General features: G+C 67.8%; 16 protein-coding genes. 5 read left to right on the top strand and 11 right to left on the bottom strand.

From position 1 onward, the window contains the following. Window positions 1–240: 240 nt before the first annotated feature. Genes H3005_RS04105 through H3005_RS04090 form a run of 4 tightly spaced genes read left to right on the top strand, consistent with a single transcriptional unit; the run spans window position 241 to window position 6,310 of the window. Window positions 241–585, top strand: coding sequence for a hypothetical protein (locus H3005_RS04105; protein WP_100461982.1), 345 nt, complete (start codon window positions 241–243; stop codon window positions 583–585). A gap of 56 nt (window positions 586–641) precedes the next feature. After that, entirely contained in the window at window positions 642–1,895 is a 1,254-nt protein-coding gene (locus tag H3005_RS04100) for a TolC family protein (protein WP_100554020.1), read from the top strand. Beyond that, the gene (locus H3005_RS04095) at window positions 1,892–3,091 is read left to right on the top strand and encodes an efflux RND transporter periplasmic adaptor subunit (protein ID WP_100554021.1); all 1,200 of its coding nucleotides are present in this window, start codon (window positions 1,892–1,894) and stop codon (window positions 3,089–3,091) included. The genes H3005_RS04100 and H3005_RS04095 overlap by 4 nt, the downstream gene beginning before the upstream one ends. Window positions 3,092–3,100: 9 nt before the next feature. Further along, window positions 3,101–6,310: a CusA/CzcA family heavy metal efflux RND transporter gene (locus tag H3005_RS04090; protein ID WP_191077606.1), complete on the top strand. Its 3,210-nt coding sequence runs from the start codon at window positions 3,101–3,103 to the stop codon at window positions 6,308–6,310. 101 nt (window positions 6,311–6,411) lie between these two features. Here H3005_RS04090 and H3005_RS04085 read toward each other — a convergent pair whose 3' ends face one another. The 9 genes from H3005_RS04085 to H3005_RS04045 all read right to left on the bottom strand — a co-directional run bounded on the left by H3005_RS04085 (window position 6,412) and on the right by H3005_RS04045 (window position 14,914). Next, a complete protein-coding gene (locus H3005_RS04085; protein WP_100554236.1) occupies window positions 6,412–8,184 on the bottom strand; it encodes a DUF885 family protein in 1,773 nt (590 codons plus the stop codon). Between the two features lie 564 nt (window positions 8,185–8,748). Beyond that, window positions 8,749–9,096: a lipid-A-disaccharide synthase N-terminal domain-containing protein gene (locus H3005_RS04080; protein ID WP_032973852.1), complete on the bottom strand. Its 348-nt coding sequence runs from the start codon at window positions 9,094–9,096 to the stop codon at window positions 8,749–8,751. Beyond that, entirely contained in the window at window positions 9,096–9,818 is a 723-nt protein-coding gene (locus H3005_RS04075; protein ID WP_100554023.1) for a glycosyltransferase family 2 protein, read from the bottom strand. Before H3005_RS04075 ends, H3005_RS04080 begins: the two co-directional genes overlap by 1 nt. A gap of 90 nt (window positions 9,819–9,908) precedes the next feature. Next, window positions 9,909–10,874, bottom strand: coding sequence for an NAD-dependent epimerase/dehydratase family protein (locus tag H3005_RS04070; RefSeq protein ID WP_100554024.1), 966 nt, complete (start codon window positions 10,872–10,874; stop codon window positions 9,909–9,911). 64 nt (window positions 10,875–10,938) lie between these two features. Continuing rightward, window positions 10,939–11,664 (bottom strand): suppressor of fused domain protein, encoded by a 726-nt coding sequence (locus tag H3005_RS04065; protein WP_100554025.1) that lies wholly within the window; start codon window positions 11,662–11,664, stop codon window positions 10,939–10,941. A 142-nt stretch (window positions 11,665–11,806) separates the two neighbouring features. Then, on the bottom strand, window positions 11,807–12,727 hold the full coding sequence (locus tag H3005_RS04060; RefSeq protein ID WP_089237881.1) for a ParB/RepB/Spo0J family partition protein: 921 nt from the start codon (window positions 12,725–12,727) through the stop codon (window positions 11,807–11,809). Beyond that, the gene (locus H3005_RS04055; protein ID WP_025878788.1) at window positions 12,727–13,524 is read right to left on the bottom strand and encodes a ParA family protein; all 798 of its coding nucleotides are present in this window, start codon (window positions 13,522–13,524) and stop codon (window positions 12,727–12,729) included. The genes H3005_RS04060 and H3005_RS04055 overlap by 1 nt, the downstream gene beginning before the upstream one ends. 112 nt (window positions 13,525–13,636) lie before the next feature. Continuing rightward, window positions 13,637–14,275, bottom strand: coding sequence for a 16S rRNA (guanine(527)-N(7))-methyltransferase RsmG (gene rsmG, locus H3005_RS04050; protein WP_099819925.1), 639 nt, complete (start codon window positions 14,273–14,275; stop codon window positions 13,637–13,639). Between the two features lie 39 nt (window positions 14,276–14,314). After that, entirely contained in the window at window positions 14,315–14,914 is a 600-nt protein-coding gene (locus H3005_RS04045; RefSeq protein WP_089237883.1) for a 4'-phosphopantetheinyl transferase superfamily protein, read from the bottom strand. Between the two features lie 84 nt (window positions 14,915–14,998). Between H3005_RS04045 and H3005_RS04040 the strand changes: the two genes are divergently transcribed. After that, complete coding sequence (locus H3005_RS04040; RefSeq protein WP_025878785.1) at window positions 14,999–15,250, top strand: GlsB/YeaQ/YmgE family stress response membrane protein; 252 nt, start codon at window positions 14,999–15,001, stop codon at window positions 15,248–15,250. A 51-nt stretch (window positions 15,251–15,301) separates the two neighbouring features. Here the strand turns inward: H3005_RS04040 and xth are convergent, their stop codons facing one another. Together xth and H3005_RS04030 are read right to left on the bottom strand one after the other, a co-directional pair. Further along, window positions 15,302–16,069 carry an exodeoxyribonuclease III gene (gene xth / locus H3005_RS04035; protein ID WP_100554026.1) on the bottom strand — a complete coding sequence of 256 codons (768 nt, stop codon included), beginning with the start codon at window positions 16,067–16,069 and terminating at the stop codon, window positions 15,302–15,304. Between the two features lie 146 nt (window positions 16,070–16,215). Continuing rightward, the gene (locus tag H3005_RS04030) at window positions 16,216–17,622 is read right to left on the bottom strand and encodes a coniferyl aldehyde dehydrogenase (protein WP_100554027.1); all 1,407 of its coding nucleotides are present in this window, start codon (window positions 17,620–17,622) and stop codon (window positions 16,216–16,218) included. Between the last annotated feature and the right edge of the window lie 98 nt (window positions 17,623–17,720).

The raw sequence follows: 17,720 nt of genomic DNA, 5'->3' as shown, positions 1-17,720 counted from the left end.
TCGACCAAGGTCGACACCTACCGGGGCGGCTGGTCGCGCGACAGCAGCCGAGCATGGGCTCGGCTCTACAGAAGCGCCTCCGGTGTCCCACCCCACGGACCGAAAGGCGTGCCGACCAAGGTCGGCACCTACCAGAGCAGCAGTCCCGTGCGCGGCGCAGCTGAACGGGAGGTTCCGACGAATTCCCGAGGTGGCCATTGATATTGTATCCACCGAAAACCGCTTGCTAGCCTCCCCTCCATGCGCCGGATCGCCCGCCACCTTCGTTCGTACCTGCTGATGCTGCTGATGGCGGCGTTCGTGGTCGTGCCGGTGGCCGATGTCCTGGCGTGTGCGGTGGAACCGCACGACAGCACGGTGGTGCATGTGGAGTCGGCTGCCGAAGAGCCCGACGGTGACAATGACAGTGACGGCAAGCACACCGCTGCCTGCAGTCATAACCACTGCCACCACTCCAACCTGAGCCTGCCGGCGAGCACCTTCGCCGCCTTTGGCACGCCGCAACCGGCGCGCTGGATGAATGCAGGCGACGCGGCGACCTATGCGGTCGCCCAGGACGAACTGGCACGTCCTCCCCGGGCGTGAGTTGAGCGCGTCCCGCAATCGCGGGCTCCCGTTTCACTCACAACCGGAATCCCCCTATGTCGATCCTGACACGTCGGTCGCCGCGCGCGGCCGGGCTGGTCGTCGCCGTGCTGCTGGGCCTGATCCCCGCAGCACAGGTCGCCGCACAAGCCGCACCTTCGTACGACACCCTGCTTGAACGTCTCGACCAGCTGCCCGGCGCCCGCGTCGGCGCAGCACTGGCCGAGGCGGCCGACGCCCGCGCCGACCAGGCCCGGGCGCTGCCCAACCCCTCCCTTTCCTGGTCCGCCGAAAACGCCTGGGGCACCGGCTCCTACGGCGGCATGGGCAGGGCCGACACCGTGCTTACCCTGTCCCAGCCCTTGGAGGTCTGGGGCCAGCGTGGCGCGCGCGTCCGCGCCGCCCGCGCCGAGGCACAGGCCGCTGCCCTGCGCGGTTCGCAGAGCCGCAGCGATGTCGCCAGCCAGCTGGCGGCGATCTACGCACAGGCGGAAAGCGCCCTGCGTCGCTACACCCTGGCCGACGAAGCGCTGACGCTCACCCGCGATGATGCGGCGGCGGTCACCGCCATGGTCAAGCATGGCCGCGAGCCGCAGCTGCGCGCGGTGCAGGCACAAAGCGAAGTGGCCAATGCCAGCGCCGCGCTGGATGAGGCGCAGGCCTTCCGCGATGCCGCACTGGCCCGCCTGGCCGGTGCGGCCCTGCTGGATGCACCGGTGCGGACCATCGACAACAGCCTGCTCGACCGCGCACCGCCGGCGCCGCGTGGCGCCATCGATGTCGCACTGGCCGTGCGTGTCGCCGAAGCCGAAGTTGATGCGGCCGGTCGCCTGGTCGATGTGGAGCGCAAGCGTGCCCTGCCCGACCTCAGCGTCACGGCCGCGCAGACGCGTTTCCGCGAGGACCGCGAGCAGGCCTACACGCTGGGCGTCAGCCTCTCGATCCCGTTGTTCGACCGCAACCGTGGTGGCATCCGCGCCGCCAGTGCCGAACAGCGCGCGGCCGAGGCGCGGCTGGACCAGCAGCGCCGTGACAGCGAAGCGGAACGGTTGTCGGCCGTGGCGGGCCTGAAGGCCGCCGGCAGCCGCACCCGCGCGGCCGACGAAAGCGTGGTCGCCGCCGAGGAAGCCTATCGCCTGGCCCGCGTCGGCTTCGACGCCGGACGCATCTCGCAGCTGGAACTGCGCAGCACCCGCAGTGCCCTCATCGCCGCCCGCGGCACCGCTGTGGACGCGCGTCTGTCGCGCGTCGGCGCGGAAATCGATCTCGCCCGCCTCGAAGGGCGCGCACCTTTTGTGGAGGCCCGATGAACCTGTCCCGCTCTTTCCCTCTGGTTGGTGGCCTGCTGCTGACCGTATTCCTGGCCGGCTGCTCCGGCAACGCACAGACCCCGGACGCATCGGATACCGCCAGCAAGGCAGCGGCCGACGACGGCCATGGTCATGCCGCTGACAGCACCGAAGCCAAGGCCGAAACACGCAAGGTGCCCGACGCCGATGAAGGCGTGGTGCAGCTGACGCCCGAGCAGATCAAGGCCTCCGGCATCGACGTGGTTGCCGTCGGCCGCGGCGGCGGCGGTTCGACGCGGCTGTCCGGCCGGGTGGAGCCATCGATCGGTGCGCGTGCATCGGTCGCCTCCACCGTGACCGGGCGCGTGGAGCGCGTGCTGGTTGCACCGGGTACGGCGGTGAAGCAGAACCAGGCCCTGGCGATCGTGGTCAGCGGCGAGGCGGCGGTGTTCCGCGCCAATGCGGTTGCCGCCGCTGCGGAAGCCGAGGCGGCGCGCCTGGCCCATGGCCGTGACAAGGCGCTGGTCGAACAGGGCGTGGTCGCCCGCCAGGAACTGGAAACCTCACGCGCGCGCTCGCTGGCGGCACAGGCGCAGGCCGCCGCCGCACAGGCACAGGCCGCCGCCAACGGTTCACCCGACAGCAGCGGCCGCGTGCGCATCACCAGCCCGGTGGCCGGCATCGTCGGCAACGTGCAGGTCACGCCCGGTGGCGTGGTAGCAGCCGGCAGCCCGGTGGCCGACGTCGCCGATCCGTCGATGAACGAGCTGGTATTCACCGCACCGCCAGCGCTGGCCGCACAGGTCAGCCCGGGCATGACGCTGGAAGTGACCGTGCCGGGCGGCAGCTTCAGTGCCACCGTCACCGGTTCGGCCGCCGATGTGCGCCAGCAGGGCGGCGTGGCGGTGATACGTGCCACGCCGGTCAATGCGGCATTGCCGCCAGCCGGTTCGCCGGTGTCGGCGGTGGTGGTCACCGACGGCAAGGACGGCGCGTTGAGCGTGCCGGCCGATGCCGTGCAGAACGTGGATGGCAGCAGCGCGGTGTTCGTCGCCGTCGAGGGCGGCTTCAAGGTGCAACCGGTGCTGGCCGGCCGACGCGCCGGCGACCGCATCGAGATCCTCGGTGGCCTGAGCGGCAGCGAACGCATCGTCGGCGCCAACGCTTTCCTGCTCAAGGCCGAACTGGCCAAGGGCGAAGCCGAGCACGGGCACTGAGGACCTTCCATGTTCAAGCTCATCATTGAAACCGCGGTACGCCACCGCTGGCTGGTCGTGGCCCTGGCTGCACTCATTGCCGCCGTGGGCCTGTTCCAGCTCGGCAAGCTGCCGATCGATGCGGTACCGGACATCACCAACCGCCAGGTGCAGATCAACACCGTGGCTCCGGCACTGACGCCCGAGCAGATCGAGCGGCAGGTGACCTATCCGCTGGAAACCGCGCTGGCCGGCATCCCCGGCCTGACCACCACCCGTTCGCTGTCGCGCAATGGCTTCTCGCAGGTCACCGCGATCTTCACCGATGCCACCGACATCTACTTCGCCCGCCAGCAGGTGGCCGAACGCATGCGCGAGGCCGCCGAGGCGCTGCCCGAGGGTGCCTCGCCGATGCTGTCGCCGGTCACCACCGGCCTCGGCGAGGTGTTGATGTGGACGGTGGACTTCACCGCGTTCGACCCTGCGAAGCTGGCCAAGCCGGGCGAAGCAGGCTGGCAGGCCGGCGAGGTCTACCGCACGCCGGAAGGCAATCTGCTGCGCACGCCGGAAGAACGCGCCACCTACCTGCGCACCGTGCAGGACTGGATCATCGCGCCGCAGATGCGTTCCAGCCCCGGGCTGGCGGGCGTGGACACCGTCGGTGGCTACGTGAAGGAATACGGCGTGCATCCGGACAGCGCGCGGTTGGCCGCGCATGGCCTGGGCCTGGCCGATCTGGTGACGGCCCTGCAGCGCTCCAACGTGCAGGCCGGTGCCGGCTTCGTGCAGCGTGCCGGCGAAGGCCTGGTGGTGCGTGCCGACGGTCTGGCACTGACCACCGACGATCTGGCACAAGCGCCTGTGGCCACCCGCAATGGCGTGGTGGTACGGGTGTCCGATGTGGCCGAGGTCGAACTGAGCCGCGCACCGCGCCTGGGTGCGGCCAGCCGCAACGGCCATGAAGCCGTGCTCGGTACCGCGCTGATGATCGCCGGCGGCAACAGCCGCACCGTGGCCCAGGCCGCCGCCGCGCGCCTGGAACAGGTGAACAAGTCGCTGCCGGCCGACATCGTGGCAGCGCCGGTGCTGGACCGCAGCGTGCTGGTCAATTCCACGATCAAGACCGTGGCCAAGAACCTCACCGAGGGCGCGTTGCTGGTGGTGGTGGTGCTGTTCCTGCTGCTCGGCAACCTGCGCGCAGCGACGATCACCGCACTGGTGATCCCGCTGTCGTTCCTGTTCGCGGTAATCGGCATGAACCGCTTCGGCATCAGCGGCAACCTGATGAGCCTGGGTGCGCTGGACTTCGGCATCCTGGTGGACGGCGCGGTGATCGTGATCGAGTCGACGCTGCTGATGCTGGGCCAGCGTCGTGCCGAACTGGGCCGCGCGTTGACCGCGATGGAACGCCTGCGCGTCGCGGCCGATTCGGCGCGCAAGATGGCACGACCGGCAGCGTTCGGACAGCTGATCATCCTGCTGGTGTTCGCACCGATCCTCACCCTGGAAGGCGTGGAGGGCAAGACGTTCCATCCGATGGCGGCCACGTTCATGCTGGCCCTGGTGGGTGCCTTCATCTTCTCCTTCACCTTCGTGCCGGCGATGGCCGCGCTGATGGTGCGCGAGCCGAAGCTGAAGGAAGGCGAGGCACACAGCGATGATGGCGAGCACGAAACGAAGCTGATCCGCGTGCTGCGTGGGCGCATCGAGCCGATCATCCGCCTGGCCGTCGCGCGGCCGCGGTCGGTGGTGGCGGGTGCGAGCCTGATGCTGCTGGTGGGTATTGGTTCGTTCGGCCTGCTCGGCCGCGAGTTCATGCCTACCCTGGATGAAGGCAACGTGGCGATGCAGGCATTGCGCGTGCCGTCCACTTCACTGGAGCAATCGCTGGCGATGCAGCTGGCGCTGGAAAAGGCCATTGCCAAGCAACCGGAAGTGGAAACGGTGTTCTCGCGTACCGGTACCGCCGAAGCGGCGATCGACCCGATGCCGACCAACATTTCCGACAGCGTGATCGTGCTCAAGCCACGTGCGGACTGGCCCGATCCGAAGCTGGGCAAGGAAGCGCTGGTGGCCCGCTTCGAAAAGCTGGCCGGCCAGCAGCTGGGCAACAGCTTCGAGTTCAGCCAGCCGATCGAGCTGCGCTTCAACGAGCTGATTTCCGGCGTGCGGACCGATCTGGCGGTGATGATCTTCGGCGATGACTTCAGCCAGCTGCAGAAGGTGGCCGACCAGGTAGCGCTGAAACTGCGTGCGGTGGAAGGCGCGGCCGATGTGCGCGTGGAGCAGATTTCCGGCCTGCCCACGCTCAACGTCAAGATCGACCACGTGGCAGCGGCGCAGTACGGATTGACCGCCGCGGACGTCAGCGATGCGCTGTCCACCGGCATCGGCGGCACGGCGGCCGGCAAGATCTTCGAGGGCGACCGTCGCTTCGATGTGGTGGTGCGGCTGGATGACAGCGCGCGCAACGACCCGGATCAGCTGGCCTCGCTGCCGATCGCCACACCAGCCGGTGTGGTGATTCCGCTGTCCTCGGTCGCGCGCATCAGCGTCAGCGAAGGGCCGAACCAGATCAGCCGCAACAACGGCAGCCGCCGCGTGGTGGTGCAGGCCAACGTGCGTGGCCGCGATCTCGGCGGCTTCGTTGGCGAGGCGCAGACCGCCGTGGCCGAGGTGGCGCTGCCGCCGGGTGCGTACCTGACCTGGGGTGGCCAGTTCGAGAACCTGCAGCGTGCGGAAAAGCGCTTGGCCACGGTGGTGCCGGTGGTGTTCCTGCTGATCGGCAGCCTGCTGTTCATGGCCCTGCGCAGCGGCAAGGAAGCGGTACTGGTGTTCAGCTGCGTACCGCTGGCGCTGGTCGGCGGCATCCTCGCCCTGCTGCTGCGCGGCATGCCGTTCTCGGTGTCGGCAGCGGTGGGCTTCATCGCGGTGTCCGGTGTGGCCACGCTCAACGGCCTGGTTTTGATGCAGGCGATCCGTGAGCGCCTGGACGCCGGTGACGTGCCGATGATGGCCGCGATCAATGGTGCGTCCAGCCGTATCCGCGCGGTGCTGACCACCGCACTGGTGGCCATCGTCGGCTTCATTCCGATGGCGATCGCCAGTGGTTCCGGTGCGGAAGTGCAGAAGCCGCTGGCGACGGTGGTGATCGGCGGCTTGATCACCGCCACGGTGCTGACCCTGCTGGTACTGCCGACCTTTGCTGCGCGCGTGGCGAAGGTGCGGACGGTGGGGTGAGGTGAGAGGGGGTCGGAGCCCTTTCCGCGGGAAAGGGATCCGACCCCGCGCCCGGGTCGGACCCCCGCCACCGGCGGGGCTCCGACCCGACCACACGGCTGTCAGGCCTTCTTGCGTTCGGCGATGTACGCCTGGATCTGCTGTTCCAGTACCGGCAACGGCACCGAGCCCTGCTTCAGCAGCGTGTCGTGGAAGCCTTTGATGTCGAACTTGTCACCCAGTTCCTTCTCCGCCTGCGCGCGCAGGCGCACGATGGCGATCTCGCCGAGCTTGTAGCTCAACGCCTGGCCCGGCCAGGAAATGTAGCGATCCACTTCGGTGGTCACTTCGTGCTCGCTCAGCGCCGTGTGGTCACGCAGGTAGGCCAGCGCCTGCTCGCGACTCCAGCCCTTGCTGTGCACGCCAGTGTCGATCACCAGGCGCGTGGCGCGCCACATCTCGTAGGTCAGGCGACCGAAATCCTCGTACGGGGTTTCGTAGATGCCCATTTCCACGCCCAGCTTCTCGCAGTACAGCGCCCAGCCTTCGCCATAGGCGGAGATGTAGGCGTTGCGGCGGAACTCCGGCAGGTTCTTCTGCTCGGCGGCGATGGCACCCTGCAGTGCATGGCCCGGATCGGATTCGTGCAGGGTCAGCGCCGGCAGGTTGTACAGCGGGCGCGACGGCAGGTTGTAGGTGTTGAGCCAATAGGTGCCCATGCCACCACGGCCGGCGGTCCAGAACGGCGCGATGTCCGGCGGCACCGGCACGATGGTGAAGCGCGCGCGCGGCAATGTCATGTACTTGCCGAGCTGGCCATCGGCACGCTTGGAGATCCATGCGGCACGCGACAGCAGTTCTTCCGGCGTCTTGGCATAGAACTGCGGGTCGGTACGCAGGAAGGTCAGGAACTCGGCAAAGCTGCCCTTGAACTTCACCTGCTTGATGATGTCGTTCATTTCCTTCTGGATGCGTGCCACTTCATCCAGGCCGATGCGGTGGATCTCGTCCGGCGACAGGTCCAGCGTGGTGTATTCGTGGATCTGCTGCTTGTAGTACGCCTTGCCGTCGGGCATCGCTTCGGCGGCCAGGGTGGTACGCGCCTGCGGCACGTACTCGTTGACGAAGAACGTGCGCAGCTGCTGGAACGCCGGCACCACCTTGCCGCTGATCGCCGCGCGGGCCTGTGCCTGCAGCTTGGCCTGCTCGGCAACCGGGACGGTGTTGGGCAGCTTCTTGAACGGCGCGTACAGCGGCGACTCGGTCGGGTCCTTCAGTTCGGCGACGGTGGCGATGGACACCTCGCGGCCATCGAGCACCGCACGCGGCACGCTGAAGCCGCGCTTCAGGCCGGCGCGCATGTTTTCGGTCTGCTGGTCGAAGTAGCGCGGCACATCATTCAGGCGCGCGATGTAGTTCTGGTAGTCCTGCGCGCTCTTCATCTCGCGCCGGGCCATGAAGGACAGGTTCGACCAGAACGAGGAGTCGGCGTTGAACGGCATCTCGTAGCCGCGCAGGCGCACTTCTTCGGCCAGGTTGAACACCTGGTCGCGGTAGATCGCGTAGTTGACCTGGTTGTCGGGCGACAGGGTCTTCGGGTCGATCTTCTTCAGCGCGGCCAGGGTTTCGTCCCATACCTTCAGGCGTGCCTGCTGCGCGGCCGCACCGACGTCGGGCATGCGGGTGGCGTTGGCCGGGGCGTCTTCGTCCTCGCTGGCCTCGCCACCGCCGTCCTGGCGCCACTTCCATTCCTTCTCGTACAGCGCGCGGAAGGCGGCATCGGCGGGAGATTCAGTGGCCACGCTGGCCGGCGCGGTGGCGGTGGGCGGGGCGGCCAGGGCCACGGCAGGGGCAGACAGAGCGATCAGCAGGGCTACGGCAAGACGGGTTTTCACGAGCACAGGTTCCCGGGAAGGCAGACCCCGATCATGGCACCCCGCACCACACATGGCATGGGACGAAGGTCCTGCCTGCAGCGCAGGCAGGACCGGGAACGGCCGCAGGCCGGGACCCCAGCGCCGAAGGCGCGAGGTAGCGCGGGGCCATGCCCCGCGAGCGCGCAGCGCGGCCGACGTTGGCCACCATCCCACAGCCGCCGGGCATGGCCCGGCGCTACCGATGCACTACCCAGGCAGGACCGGGAACGGCCGCAGGCCGGGACCCCAGCGCCGAAGGCGCGCGGTAGCGCGGGGCCATGCCCCGCGAGCGCACAGCGCGGCCGACGTTGGCGGTCATCCCACAGCCGCCGGGCATGGCCCGGCGCTACCGATGCACTACCCAGGCAGGACCGGGAACGGCCGCAGGCCGGGACCCCAGCGCCGAAGGCGCGAGGTAGCGCGGGGCCATGCCCCGCGAGCGCGCAGCGCGGCCGACATTGGCGGTCATCCCAGAGCCGCCGGGCATGGCCCGGCGCTACCGATGCACAGCGGTGCCGACCAAGGTCGGCATCTACCAACGTCTCAGTGGCTGGCCTTGTCCCGCTTCCAGCCGCGGTGCTTGATGTCCAGCTGCAGGCTGTACAACGCGGTGAACGCAGGGAACAGGTTCTGCAGCACGCCCACCGAGTCCTGTTTGGCCGAGAACAGGAAGTAGCTCAGCGTCATCAGGCTGCCGACCACGCTCATGTACCAGAACAGGCGCGGGATCACCGGCTTGCCGGCGCGCTTGGAAGCAACGAACTGGACCAGCCAGCGGCCGCCAAACATCAACGCACCGGTGTAGCCGATCAGTTTCCAGCCAGTCACATGCAGGCCGGTCCAGTACAGCCAGGTCAGCGGCTGGTCCAGCCAGTGCAGCGCCAGACCCATCATCGCTCTTCCACCGCGGTGCGCTTGCTGCGGGTAATCAGCCAGGCCACGCCACGCAGGTCGCGGATGCCGACCAGTGCGCGGCCGAGGTTGTTGTACTTGGACACGCCCGCAGTGCGGTGGCGATGATTGACCGGCACGCTGGTGGTCGTCCAGCCGGCGCGCTGCATCAATGCCGGCAGGTAGCGATGCATGTGGTCGAAGTACGGCAGATCGAGGAAGGCGTTGCGCTCGAACAGCTTGATGCCGCAGCCGGTATCGGGGGTGTCATCGCGCAGCATGCGCGCGCGGATGGCGTTGGCCCACTTGCTGGCCCAGCGCTTGCTGCCGCTGTCCTGGCGGTTGACGCGCCAGCCGGCGAACAGCTTCACCTGGGCATCGGCGGCACCGCGGGCCTGCAGCAGCTTGGGGATGTCGGCCGGATCGTTCTGGCCATCACCGTCGAGGGTGGCGATCCACGGTGCACGCGCATGCTTGACGCCGGTACGTACCGCGGTGCTCTGCCCGCTCTGAGAAACGTGGTGCAGCACCCGCAGTTCCGGCGTGGTGGCCTTCAGGCCCTGCAGCACGGCCAGGGTGTCATCGCGCGAATGATCGTCGATGTAGACGATCTCGAACGGCAGCCGGCCGCGCAGTGCAGCGGTGATTTCGGCCACCAGGGGCGCGACGTTGTCGCGCTCGTTGAATACTGGGACGACGACGGACAGCTCGGGTTGGCTCATGGGGGGACTCGGCCAAGGAGGGACAAAGACCGCGCATTTTCCGACGCCGAGGTTATCCGAAGATGAATCCGGCAGTGTGAGGATGCGTTCTCACGCGCGATCAGCAAAATACTCGCGGCACCACTGCACCACCGGCGGCAGGCCCTGTTCGATCGGCATGACCGGTTCGTAGCCAAATGCGTCATGTGCGCGCTGGGTATCGGCCATCGTGCGTACCATGTCGCCCGGCTGCATCGGCTTGTACACCTTCTGCGCGGGGCGACCAGCGGCCTGCTCGATCACGCCGATGAAGCGCTCCAGCTCGACCGGCGTGTGGTTGCCGAGGTTGAACACCCGGTGCGGCACCGGACCATCAGCCGGGTGCGCGAGGGCGCCGAGAATACCGGCAACGATGTCGGAGACATGTGTGAAGTCGCGCTGCATGCGGCCTTCGTTGAACACATCGATCGAACGACCGGCCAGCACCGCGCGCGAGAACAGCAGCGGCGCCATGTCCGGCCGACCCCACGGGCCGTACACGGTGAAGAAGCGCAGGCCGGTGGCATGCAGGCCATACAACTGCGCGTAGGTGTAGGCCATCAGTTCATTGGCGGCCTTGGTTGCTGCGTACAGCGAGCGCGGCTGGTCCACGCGCTGGTCTTCGGAGAACGGCGGCGTAGCCGAATCGCCATACACCGAACTGCTGGATGCATACACCAGATGCTGCACGCCACGGTGGCGGCACAGCTCGAGCATGTTGACGAAGCCGACCAGGTTGCTGTCGACGTAGGCGTGCGGGTTTTCCAGCGAATAGCGCACGCCGGCCTGTGCGGCCAGGTGGATCACCGCCGTCGGCTGTATTTCGTCGAACAGCGCGGCCAGGCCGTCGCGGTCGGTCAGGTCCAGCGTGCGCAGGTCCAGCGTCGGGCACAGTGCGGCCACGCGGTCGCGCTTGATCTGCGGGTCGTAGTAATCGTTGAAGTTGTCCAGGCCGACCACGGACTGACCCGCATCAAGCAGGGCACGCGCGGTGTAGGCACCGATGAAGCCGGCTGCGCCGGTAAGCAGGATGGTCATTGCGGTGGGCCTGGAATTCAGCGGTCAATTCAACGGTTACAGAGTTTGATGGTACGCGCAGGGCCTAGAACAGGCCGAAACGCTTCTTGGCCACATTGGTGCGCCCCGGCTGGATGACATCCTGGATGTTCTTCGCATCGAAGCGGTCCAGCAGGGTTTCCGAATCCTTCTTCAGCTTCAGATCCATCTCTTCCGGGTACAGCGGCACGATCGCCATGAATTCGATGGTCTTGCCGTCTTCCAGCTCCAGCGTGCCGAAGTCGTCCGGAGTGGTGACCGGCGGCAGCACGATGGCGCCATCGAATCCCACGCCCGGCGCATAGGGCTCGGACGGATGACCGTTGGGAATGGTGTGGCCGAAGCCCAGCCAGGTGTCGTACTCATGCGGCAGCCGTGCCAGCGTCTTCAACAGGCGCACCGGCCAATAGTTGCGTTCGTCCTCGAAGGCATCCTGGGTGATCGGCCAATCCGCCGGCAAGGTCACCATCAGTTCCATGTGCCGGGGGGCGTCCACCTCATCGGGCACGGCCATCGGCAGATCGCTCATGCCCGAGGTCACCAGCCGCAGGTACGGACACGCGTCGCTGGCCGGCACCACGTGCACGTCGATGTGCACGATATCGGAGATGATTTCGTGGAAGACGCCGGAGATCGGGCCAAGATGACGCTCGATGTAGGCGCTGATCGCCTCGATGTGTTCTTCGCCGTGGGCCGGGGTGAAGTCCTTCTCGCGGCTGTGCACGAGAATCGGGCTGCCGCCCGGGCTGACGTCGTCGATTTCAATGGTCATGTCCTGCTCCCTGGATGAGCCACGGGGCGGAGCGGCCCACCTGCGGTGGACGACGCGGCCTCCGGCACGCGCGGCGGTGCGTTCCCTGCAATCGACGGAGCACGGCAGGAACAGGCCGTGCGCCCATGAAACTGCGCCGGGGTCAGCCCTGGCGCGTGCGCAGCCGCTCCAGCACGCCATCGAGCGTGTCCAGGTTGGCGTAATGGATGATCAGCTTGCCCTTGCCACCGCGACCATGGTTGATCGCAACCGAGGTACCCAGCACTTCGGACAGCTCGGTCTCCAGCGAGGCGATATCGGCCTGCTGCACCTTGGCCACCGGCTGCGGACGGTTGCTCGGCACCTTGCCGGCGGCGAACGCCTGCGCACGACGCTCGACCTCGCGCACCGACCAGCCCTCATCGGCCGCTTCCTGGGCCAGCTTGCTGGCCAGTTCCGGGGCCAGGGTCAGCAGCGCGCGGGCGTGCCCCATCTCCAGCCGGCGCGTTTCCAGCAGCAGGCGGATGGCGATCGGCAGCTCCAGCAGGCGCAGCAGGTTGGACACCGCCGCGCGCGAGCGGCCGACCGCCTCGGCCGCCTCGGCATGGGTCAGGGTGAATTCGCTGATAAGGCGCTGCAGCGCTTCGGCTTCTTCCAGCGGGTTGAGGTCTTCACGCTGGATGTTCTCGATCAGCGCCATCGCGATGACGGTGCGGTCTTCCAGCTCGCGCACCACCACCGGCACTTCGTCGAGGCCAGCCAGCTGCGAGGCGCGCCAGCGACGTTCACCGGCGACGATTTCGAAGTTGCCTGCCGGCAGCTGGCGCACCAGGATCGGCTGGATCACGCCCTGCGACTTGATCGAGTCGGCCAGTTCGGACAGCTTGCCCTGGTCCATTTCGCGACGCGGCTGGTACTTGCCCGGCTGCAGCTGGCCTACCGGCAGCTTGCGCAGCACTTCACCGGGCAGCGGCTCGATCACCGCCGTGCTGGCCTGCACCTGGCTGACCGCGCCCTTGGGCCCCAGCAGGGCGTCCAGGCCGCGGCCGAGGCCACGCTTCTTGGCGGCAGGCTTGCTGGTCATCAGACGGTCTCCACGGCCTTGGTGGCCTTGTTGCGTTCGTTGTTGCGGCGGATGATCTCGCCGGCCAGGCCGAGGTAGGCCACGCCGCCACGCGAAGCACGATCGTAGCCGACGATGCTCTGGCCATGGCTGGGCGCCTCGGCCAGGCGTACGTTGCGCGGCACGATGGTGCGGAACACGCGGTCACCGAAATGCTCGGTGAGCTCGGCCGACACGGCATTGGCCAGGTTGTTGCGCACATCGAACATGGTGCGCAGCACGCCTTCGATCTCCAACGCCGGGTTGAGGTTGGCGCGCAGCGCTTCGATGGTTTCCACCAGCGCGCTCAGGCCTTCCAGCGCGTAGTACTCGCACTGCATCGGCACGATCACCGAATCGGCGGCGGCCAGGGCGTTCAGGGTCAGCAGCGAAAGTGCCGGCGGGCAGTCGATCAGGATGTAGTCGTACTCGTCGCGGATCGGCGCCAGCGCGCGCTTCAGGCGCTGCTCGCGCTCGCTCTGCGCCATCAGCTGGATCTCGGCCGCGGTCAGGTCGATGTTGCCCGGCAACAGGTCGTAGCCTTCGGCGGTCTGCACGCGCACGTCGGCAGCGCTGGACTCGCCCAGCAGCAGATCGTAGGTGGAGGAGACCAGCTCGCGCTTGTCCACGCCACTGCCCATGGTCGCGTTGCCCTGGGAATCCAGGTCGACCAACAGCACGCGCTTGGGTGCGTTGGCCAGGGAAGCGGCCAGGTTGACGGCGGTCGTGGTCTTGCCGACGCCACCCTTCTGGTTGGCGATGGCGATGATGCGGGCCATGCGGGTGTGCCTCGTCGACGTGTGCTGGGACCGGTCATTATGCGTACAACCGGGCCCGTGCGGAAATCGTGGATCGCCAACCGCTTGTTCCACAAGGGGGTGGCGGCGGGGTTCAGGGGCCTGTGACAGTGACCAGATGGCGTTCGCCGGCCAGGCCGGGCACGCTCAGCGGGACCACCTCGCGCACCTGCCAACCGGCCGGCAGCGCTGCGATCTCCTCATGCGGGTAGACGCCCTTCATGGCCAGCAGCACGCCACCGGGGCGCAGCAGGTGGCCACCGACGCGGACGATGCCGGCCAGGGTGTCCATCGCGCGCGCGGTCAGCTGATCGTAGCTGCCCGGCTCGGCCAGCGCTTCGGCGCGCGACTCGGCCACGCGGGCATTGCCCAGGCCCAGCTGGCGCACCGCCTCGCGCATGAAGCGGGCTTTCTTGCCGTTGCTTTCCACCAGGGTGACCTGCAGGCCCGGGCAGGCGATCGCCAGCGGGATGCCCGGCAACCCGGGGCCGGTACCGAGGTCGGCCAGGCTGCCATCGGCCACGAACGGCTGCATCGCCAGCGAATCAAGCAGATGGCGGGTGACCATTTCCTGCGGATCGCGGATGGCGGTGAGGTTGTAGGTGCCGTTCCAGCGGTGCAGCAACGCCAGGTAGCGCAGCAGCGGCGGGGCCAGCTCGGCGGCCAGGCCCATGCTGGCCAGGCCCTGCTGCAGCGTGGACGCTACGCCGGCGGGAAGATCGTGTTCGCTCATTGCAACATTATCGCCGGTTTTCACTGCAGATTCGGCGATTCACTGCGGATACCAGGCCAATGCGGCGCGGAACTGGCCACTGGCCTGCCACTCGTGCAGGTGCCAGCGCGCCGCCTCGCCCAGTTCCGGGTCGCACCAGCGCAGGTGCAGCGCGCCATCGGCGGCCGGGGCCAGCTGCAGGCGGTGCAGGCCAAAGGAAATGCCCTGCCCGTGCGCCTTCAGCATGGCTTCCTTGGCGCACCAGACGCGGAAGAACCAATGCTCGCGGTCGGCCTCGTCCAGGCCCTGCAGCCAGACCACTTCGTCGGGATGGAAGAAGCGCTGGATGATTTCCAGCATGCGCGGGCGCGGCCGCAGCAGTTCCAGGTCCACGCCCAACCGCACGCCCTCGCCCAGCGCCACCAGCAGCACCTCGCCGCTGTGGCTCCAGCCGGTGCCGTAGTGGGCCAGCGCGCCGCTCAGCTCGGGGCGGCCCTTGTCATCGCGCAGCAGCGGCAGCGCATCCGGCTCGCCGCCCAGGGCCTGTGCCAGCACCTGCCGGGCCTGCGGCTCACCGCGCTGACCGGGCACGTGCGGGCAGCGCCAGACCGTAACCGGACCAAACCGCCAGGGGCCGTCGAGGGTGGCTGGCAGGCTCATCCGCACGCGGCCATCACGGGATTGCACGACGGGTTCACAGCGTTGCGCGTCAACTGGGCTCGGTTATCCACCGGAGAGTCGATCATGGGAATCATCATCTGGCTGATCGTCGGCGGCATCGTCGGCTGGCTGGCAAGCATCATCATGAAGCGCGATGGCCAGCAGGGCATCATCCTCAACATCGTGGTGGGCATCGTTGGCGCACTGATTTCCGGCTGGCTGTTCGGCGGCGGCATCAATGAAGCGATCACCCTCCGCACGTTCCTGTTCTCGCTGATCGGCGCGGTGATCCTGCTGGCGATCGTCAACCTGTTCACCCGCAAGAGCATACGCTGACGCGGAACACCGCTTGAATACGGGGCCCGGCAATCGCCGGGCCCCGTTCGTTCAACCCAACTGCACCCACGCCGGTGCATGGTCGCTGGGGCGTTCCCAGGTGCGCGGCTCGCGGTCGATGCCCGAGGCCACCACACTGCTCTTCAGTGCATCGGAGACCAGATTCAGGTCGATGCGCAGGCCGAGGTTGCGGCGGAAACCGGCCGCCCGGTAATCCCACCAGCTGAACGTGCCGGCCTCGTCGTTGTGCAGACGGAAGCCGTCGTGAAGGCCCAGCTGCAGCAGCTTGGCCAGCGCACCGCGCTCGGCGGTGGAGGTCAGGATGTGATTCTCGTTCCACACCTCCGGGTCGTGCACATCGCGCGCATCGGGAGCGATGTTGAAGTCGCCCATCACGATCAGCTTCGGATGCCGTTGCAGTTCTTCGGCGATCCACGCGTGCACCGCCTCCAGCCAGCGCAGCTTGTACTCGTACTTGTCGGTGCCGATGTCCTGGCCGTTGACCACATACAGGTTGATCACCCGCAGGTCGCCGAAGGTGCCGGCGATGACCCGCTTCTGCTCGTCCTCGAAGCCGGGAATGCCGATCTGCACGTCCTGCGCCGGCTCGCGCGACACCAGCGCCACGCCGTTATAGGTCTTCTGCCCGGCGAATACGCTGCGGTAACCGGCGGCGATCAGCACCGAATCCGGGAACTTGTGGTCCTCCAGCTTGGTTTCCTGGATACCGACGATGTCCGGGCCGAAGTCCTTGAGCCACTGCTCAAGGTGCGGCAGGCGGACATTGAGCGAATTGACGTTCCACGAGGCGATCTTCATGCGGGCATTCTACCCGGGTGGCCGGGATGGGGGTCGGCCCGGCTTCCCGTGTAGAGCCGAGCCCACGCTCGGCTGCTTCTGCCTGGACCAGCCAAGAGCAGCCGAGCGTGGGCTCGGCTCTACGGGAATGCGTCACCGGAATGGCTTCACCGCAGCAGCAACCTCAACAACCCGGCAATCTTCGAATACGGCGGCCGCAGCCGGTCACTGGCCGCCCAGCGCGACTGCCACAACACCGGCAACAGTTTGCTCATGGCATCGAACCCCGCCTGCCCGTGATACGCGCCCATGCCGCTGGCGCCAACTCCCCCGAACGGCAAACCATCAGCGGCGAAGTGCAGCAGCGTGTCATTCACCGTCACCCCGCCCGCCAGCACCTGGCCGAGGATACGCTCCACCGTCGCGCGGTCGTGGCTGAAGGGATACAACGCCAGCGGCCGGTCGCGGGCCACGATGTCGGCCAGCGCCGCATCCAGGTCCGGATACGCCCGCACCGGCAGGATCGGGCCGAAGATCTCCTCGCGCATCAGGTCCAGGTCATCCGGCGGGTCCAGCACTACCGTTGGCACCAGCAGGCGCTCGCGGTCGGCGCGCGCCTCATCCACCTGCGCCAACGCAATCACCGGCACGCCACGTTCGCGGGCTTGCGCCAGATAGCCCTGCAGGCGCCGGTACTGGCCTTCGTTGATGATCCGCGTGTAGTCACCCGCATCGCTGAAATCGCCGTAACGCTCGCGCACCTGCTGCTGCAGCGCCTGCACGAATTCGCGCTGCCGCACGCTGTCGATCAGCACGTAGTCCGGCGCGATGCAGGTCTGGCCAGCGTTGAACCACTTGCCGGTGGCCAGCCGCGCCGCGGCCCTATCCAACGGAAAATCGCGGCAGACGATGGCGGGCGACTTCCCGCCCAGCTCCAGCGTCAGCGGCACCAGATGTTCCGCCGCCGCCGCCATCACCTTGCGACCGACCGCGGTGGAACCGGTAAACACGAGGTGGTTCAGCGGTAGCGAAGACACCGCCGCAGCCACGTCCGCCCCACCCTGCACCACCGCCACGCGATCGGGCGGGAACACGCTGGCCAACAGATCGGCCAGGAACGCGCTGGTGTGAGGTGTGTGCTCGGAAGGCTTCAGCAGCACATGGTTGCCAGCGGCAATCGCAGTGGCCAACGGCACCAACGCCAGCGTGACCGGATAGTTCCACGGTGAGATCACCCCGACCACACCCAGCGGTGTCGGCCGCAGCTGCGCGCGCGCTGGCCACAGCTTCCAGCCAGCAGACGCATGACGCGGCTTCGACCAGCGTCGCAGGTGGCGGCGCAGGTGATCGATGGCCGACAGCACGCTCATGCCATCGGCCAGCTTTGATTCGACGTGGGCGCGGTGGCCGAAGTCCTCGGCGATGGCCGTGGCCATTTCATCCATGCGCGTCTGCAGCGCCTCGCGCAGGCGGCGCAGGTCGGCGTCGCGCTGGTCGAGCGAAGGGCGCTGGGCCTGCCAAGTGCTGCGCAGGGTGTGCAGGATGGCGGGGAGGTCGGCGGCTGAGGTGCTCATTCCGCGACTATACGGCGTGCGCACGTGAGGCGGCGGTCTCGATGGGATCAGATCCCTTTCGCGTGCGAAAGGGATCTGACCCCGTGCGCGAGAGGGCG

Source organism: Stenotrophomonas sp. Br8 (assembly GCF_014763005.1).
GTDB classification, from domain to species: domain Bacteria; phylum Pseudomonadota; class Gammaproteobacteria; order Xanthomonadales; family Xanthomonadaceae; genus Stenotrophomonas; species Stenotrophomonas lactitubi.
Note: the sequence above shows the minus strand (reverse complement) of the source record. Positions and strands in the feature narration are given on the sequence as shown.

Coding starts and splice junctions, on each gene's coding strand:
- rsmG (WP_099819925.1), bottom strand. CDS start 14,275: ATGAGCGAACACGATCTTCCCGCCGGCGTAGCGTCCACGCTGCAGCAG.
- H3005_RS04100 (WP_100554020.1), top strand. CDS start 642: ATGTCGATCCTGACACGTCGGTCGCCGCGCGCGGCCGGGCTGGTCGTC.
- H3005_RS04095 (WP_100554021.1), top strand. CDS start 1,892: ATGAACCTGTCCCGCTCTTTCCCTCTGGTTGGTGGCCTGCTGCTGACC.
- H3005_RS04055 (WP_025878788.1), bottom strand. CDS start 13,524: ATGGCCCGCATCATCGCCATCGCCAACCAGAAGGGTGGCGTCGGCAAG.
- H3005_RS04105 (WP_100461982.1), top strand. CDS start 241: ATGCGCCGGATCGCCCGCCACCTTCGTTCGTACCTGCTGATGCTGCTG.
- xth (WP_100554026.1), bottom strand. CDS start 16,069: ATGAAGATCGCCTCGTGGAACGTCAATTCGCTCAATGTCCGCCTGCCG.
- H3005_RS04075 (WP_100554023.1), bottom strand. CDS start 9,818: ATGAGCCAACCCGAGCTGTCCGTCGTCGTCCCAGTATTCAACGAGCGC.
- H3005_RS04080 (WP_032973852.1), bottom strand. CDS start 9,096: ATGGGTCTGGCGCTGCACTGGCTGGACCAGCCGCTGACCTGGCTGTAC.
- H3005_RS04070 (WP_100554024.1), bottom strand. CDS start 10,874: ATGACCATCCTGCTTACCGGCGCAGCCGGCTTCATCGGTGCCTACACC.
- H3005_RS04040 (WP_025878785.1), top strand. CDS start 14,999: ATGGGAATCATCATCTGGCTGATCGTCGGCGGCATCGTCGGCTGGCTG.
- H3005_RS04060 (WP_089237881.1), bottom strand. CDS start 12,727: ATGACCAGCAAGCCTGCCGCCAAGAAGCGTGGCCTCGGCCGCGGCCTG.
- H3005_RS04090 (WP_191077606.1), top strand. CDS start 3,101: ATGTTCAAGCTCATCATTGAAACCGCGGTACGCCACCGCTGGCTGGTC.
- H3005_RS04030 (WP_100554027.1), bottom strand. CDS start 17,622: ATGAGCACCTCAGCCGCCGACCTCCCCGCCATCCTGCACACCCTGCGC.
- H3005_RS04065 (WP_100554025.1), bottom strand. CDS start 11,664: ATGACCATTGAAATCGACGACGTCAGCCCGGGCGGCAGCCCGATTCTC.
- H3005_RS04045 (WP_089237883.1), bottom strand. CDS start 14,914: ATGAGCCTGCCAGCCACCCTCGACGGCCCCTGGCGGTTTGGTCCGGTT.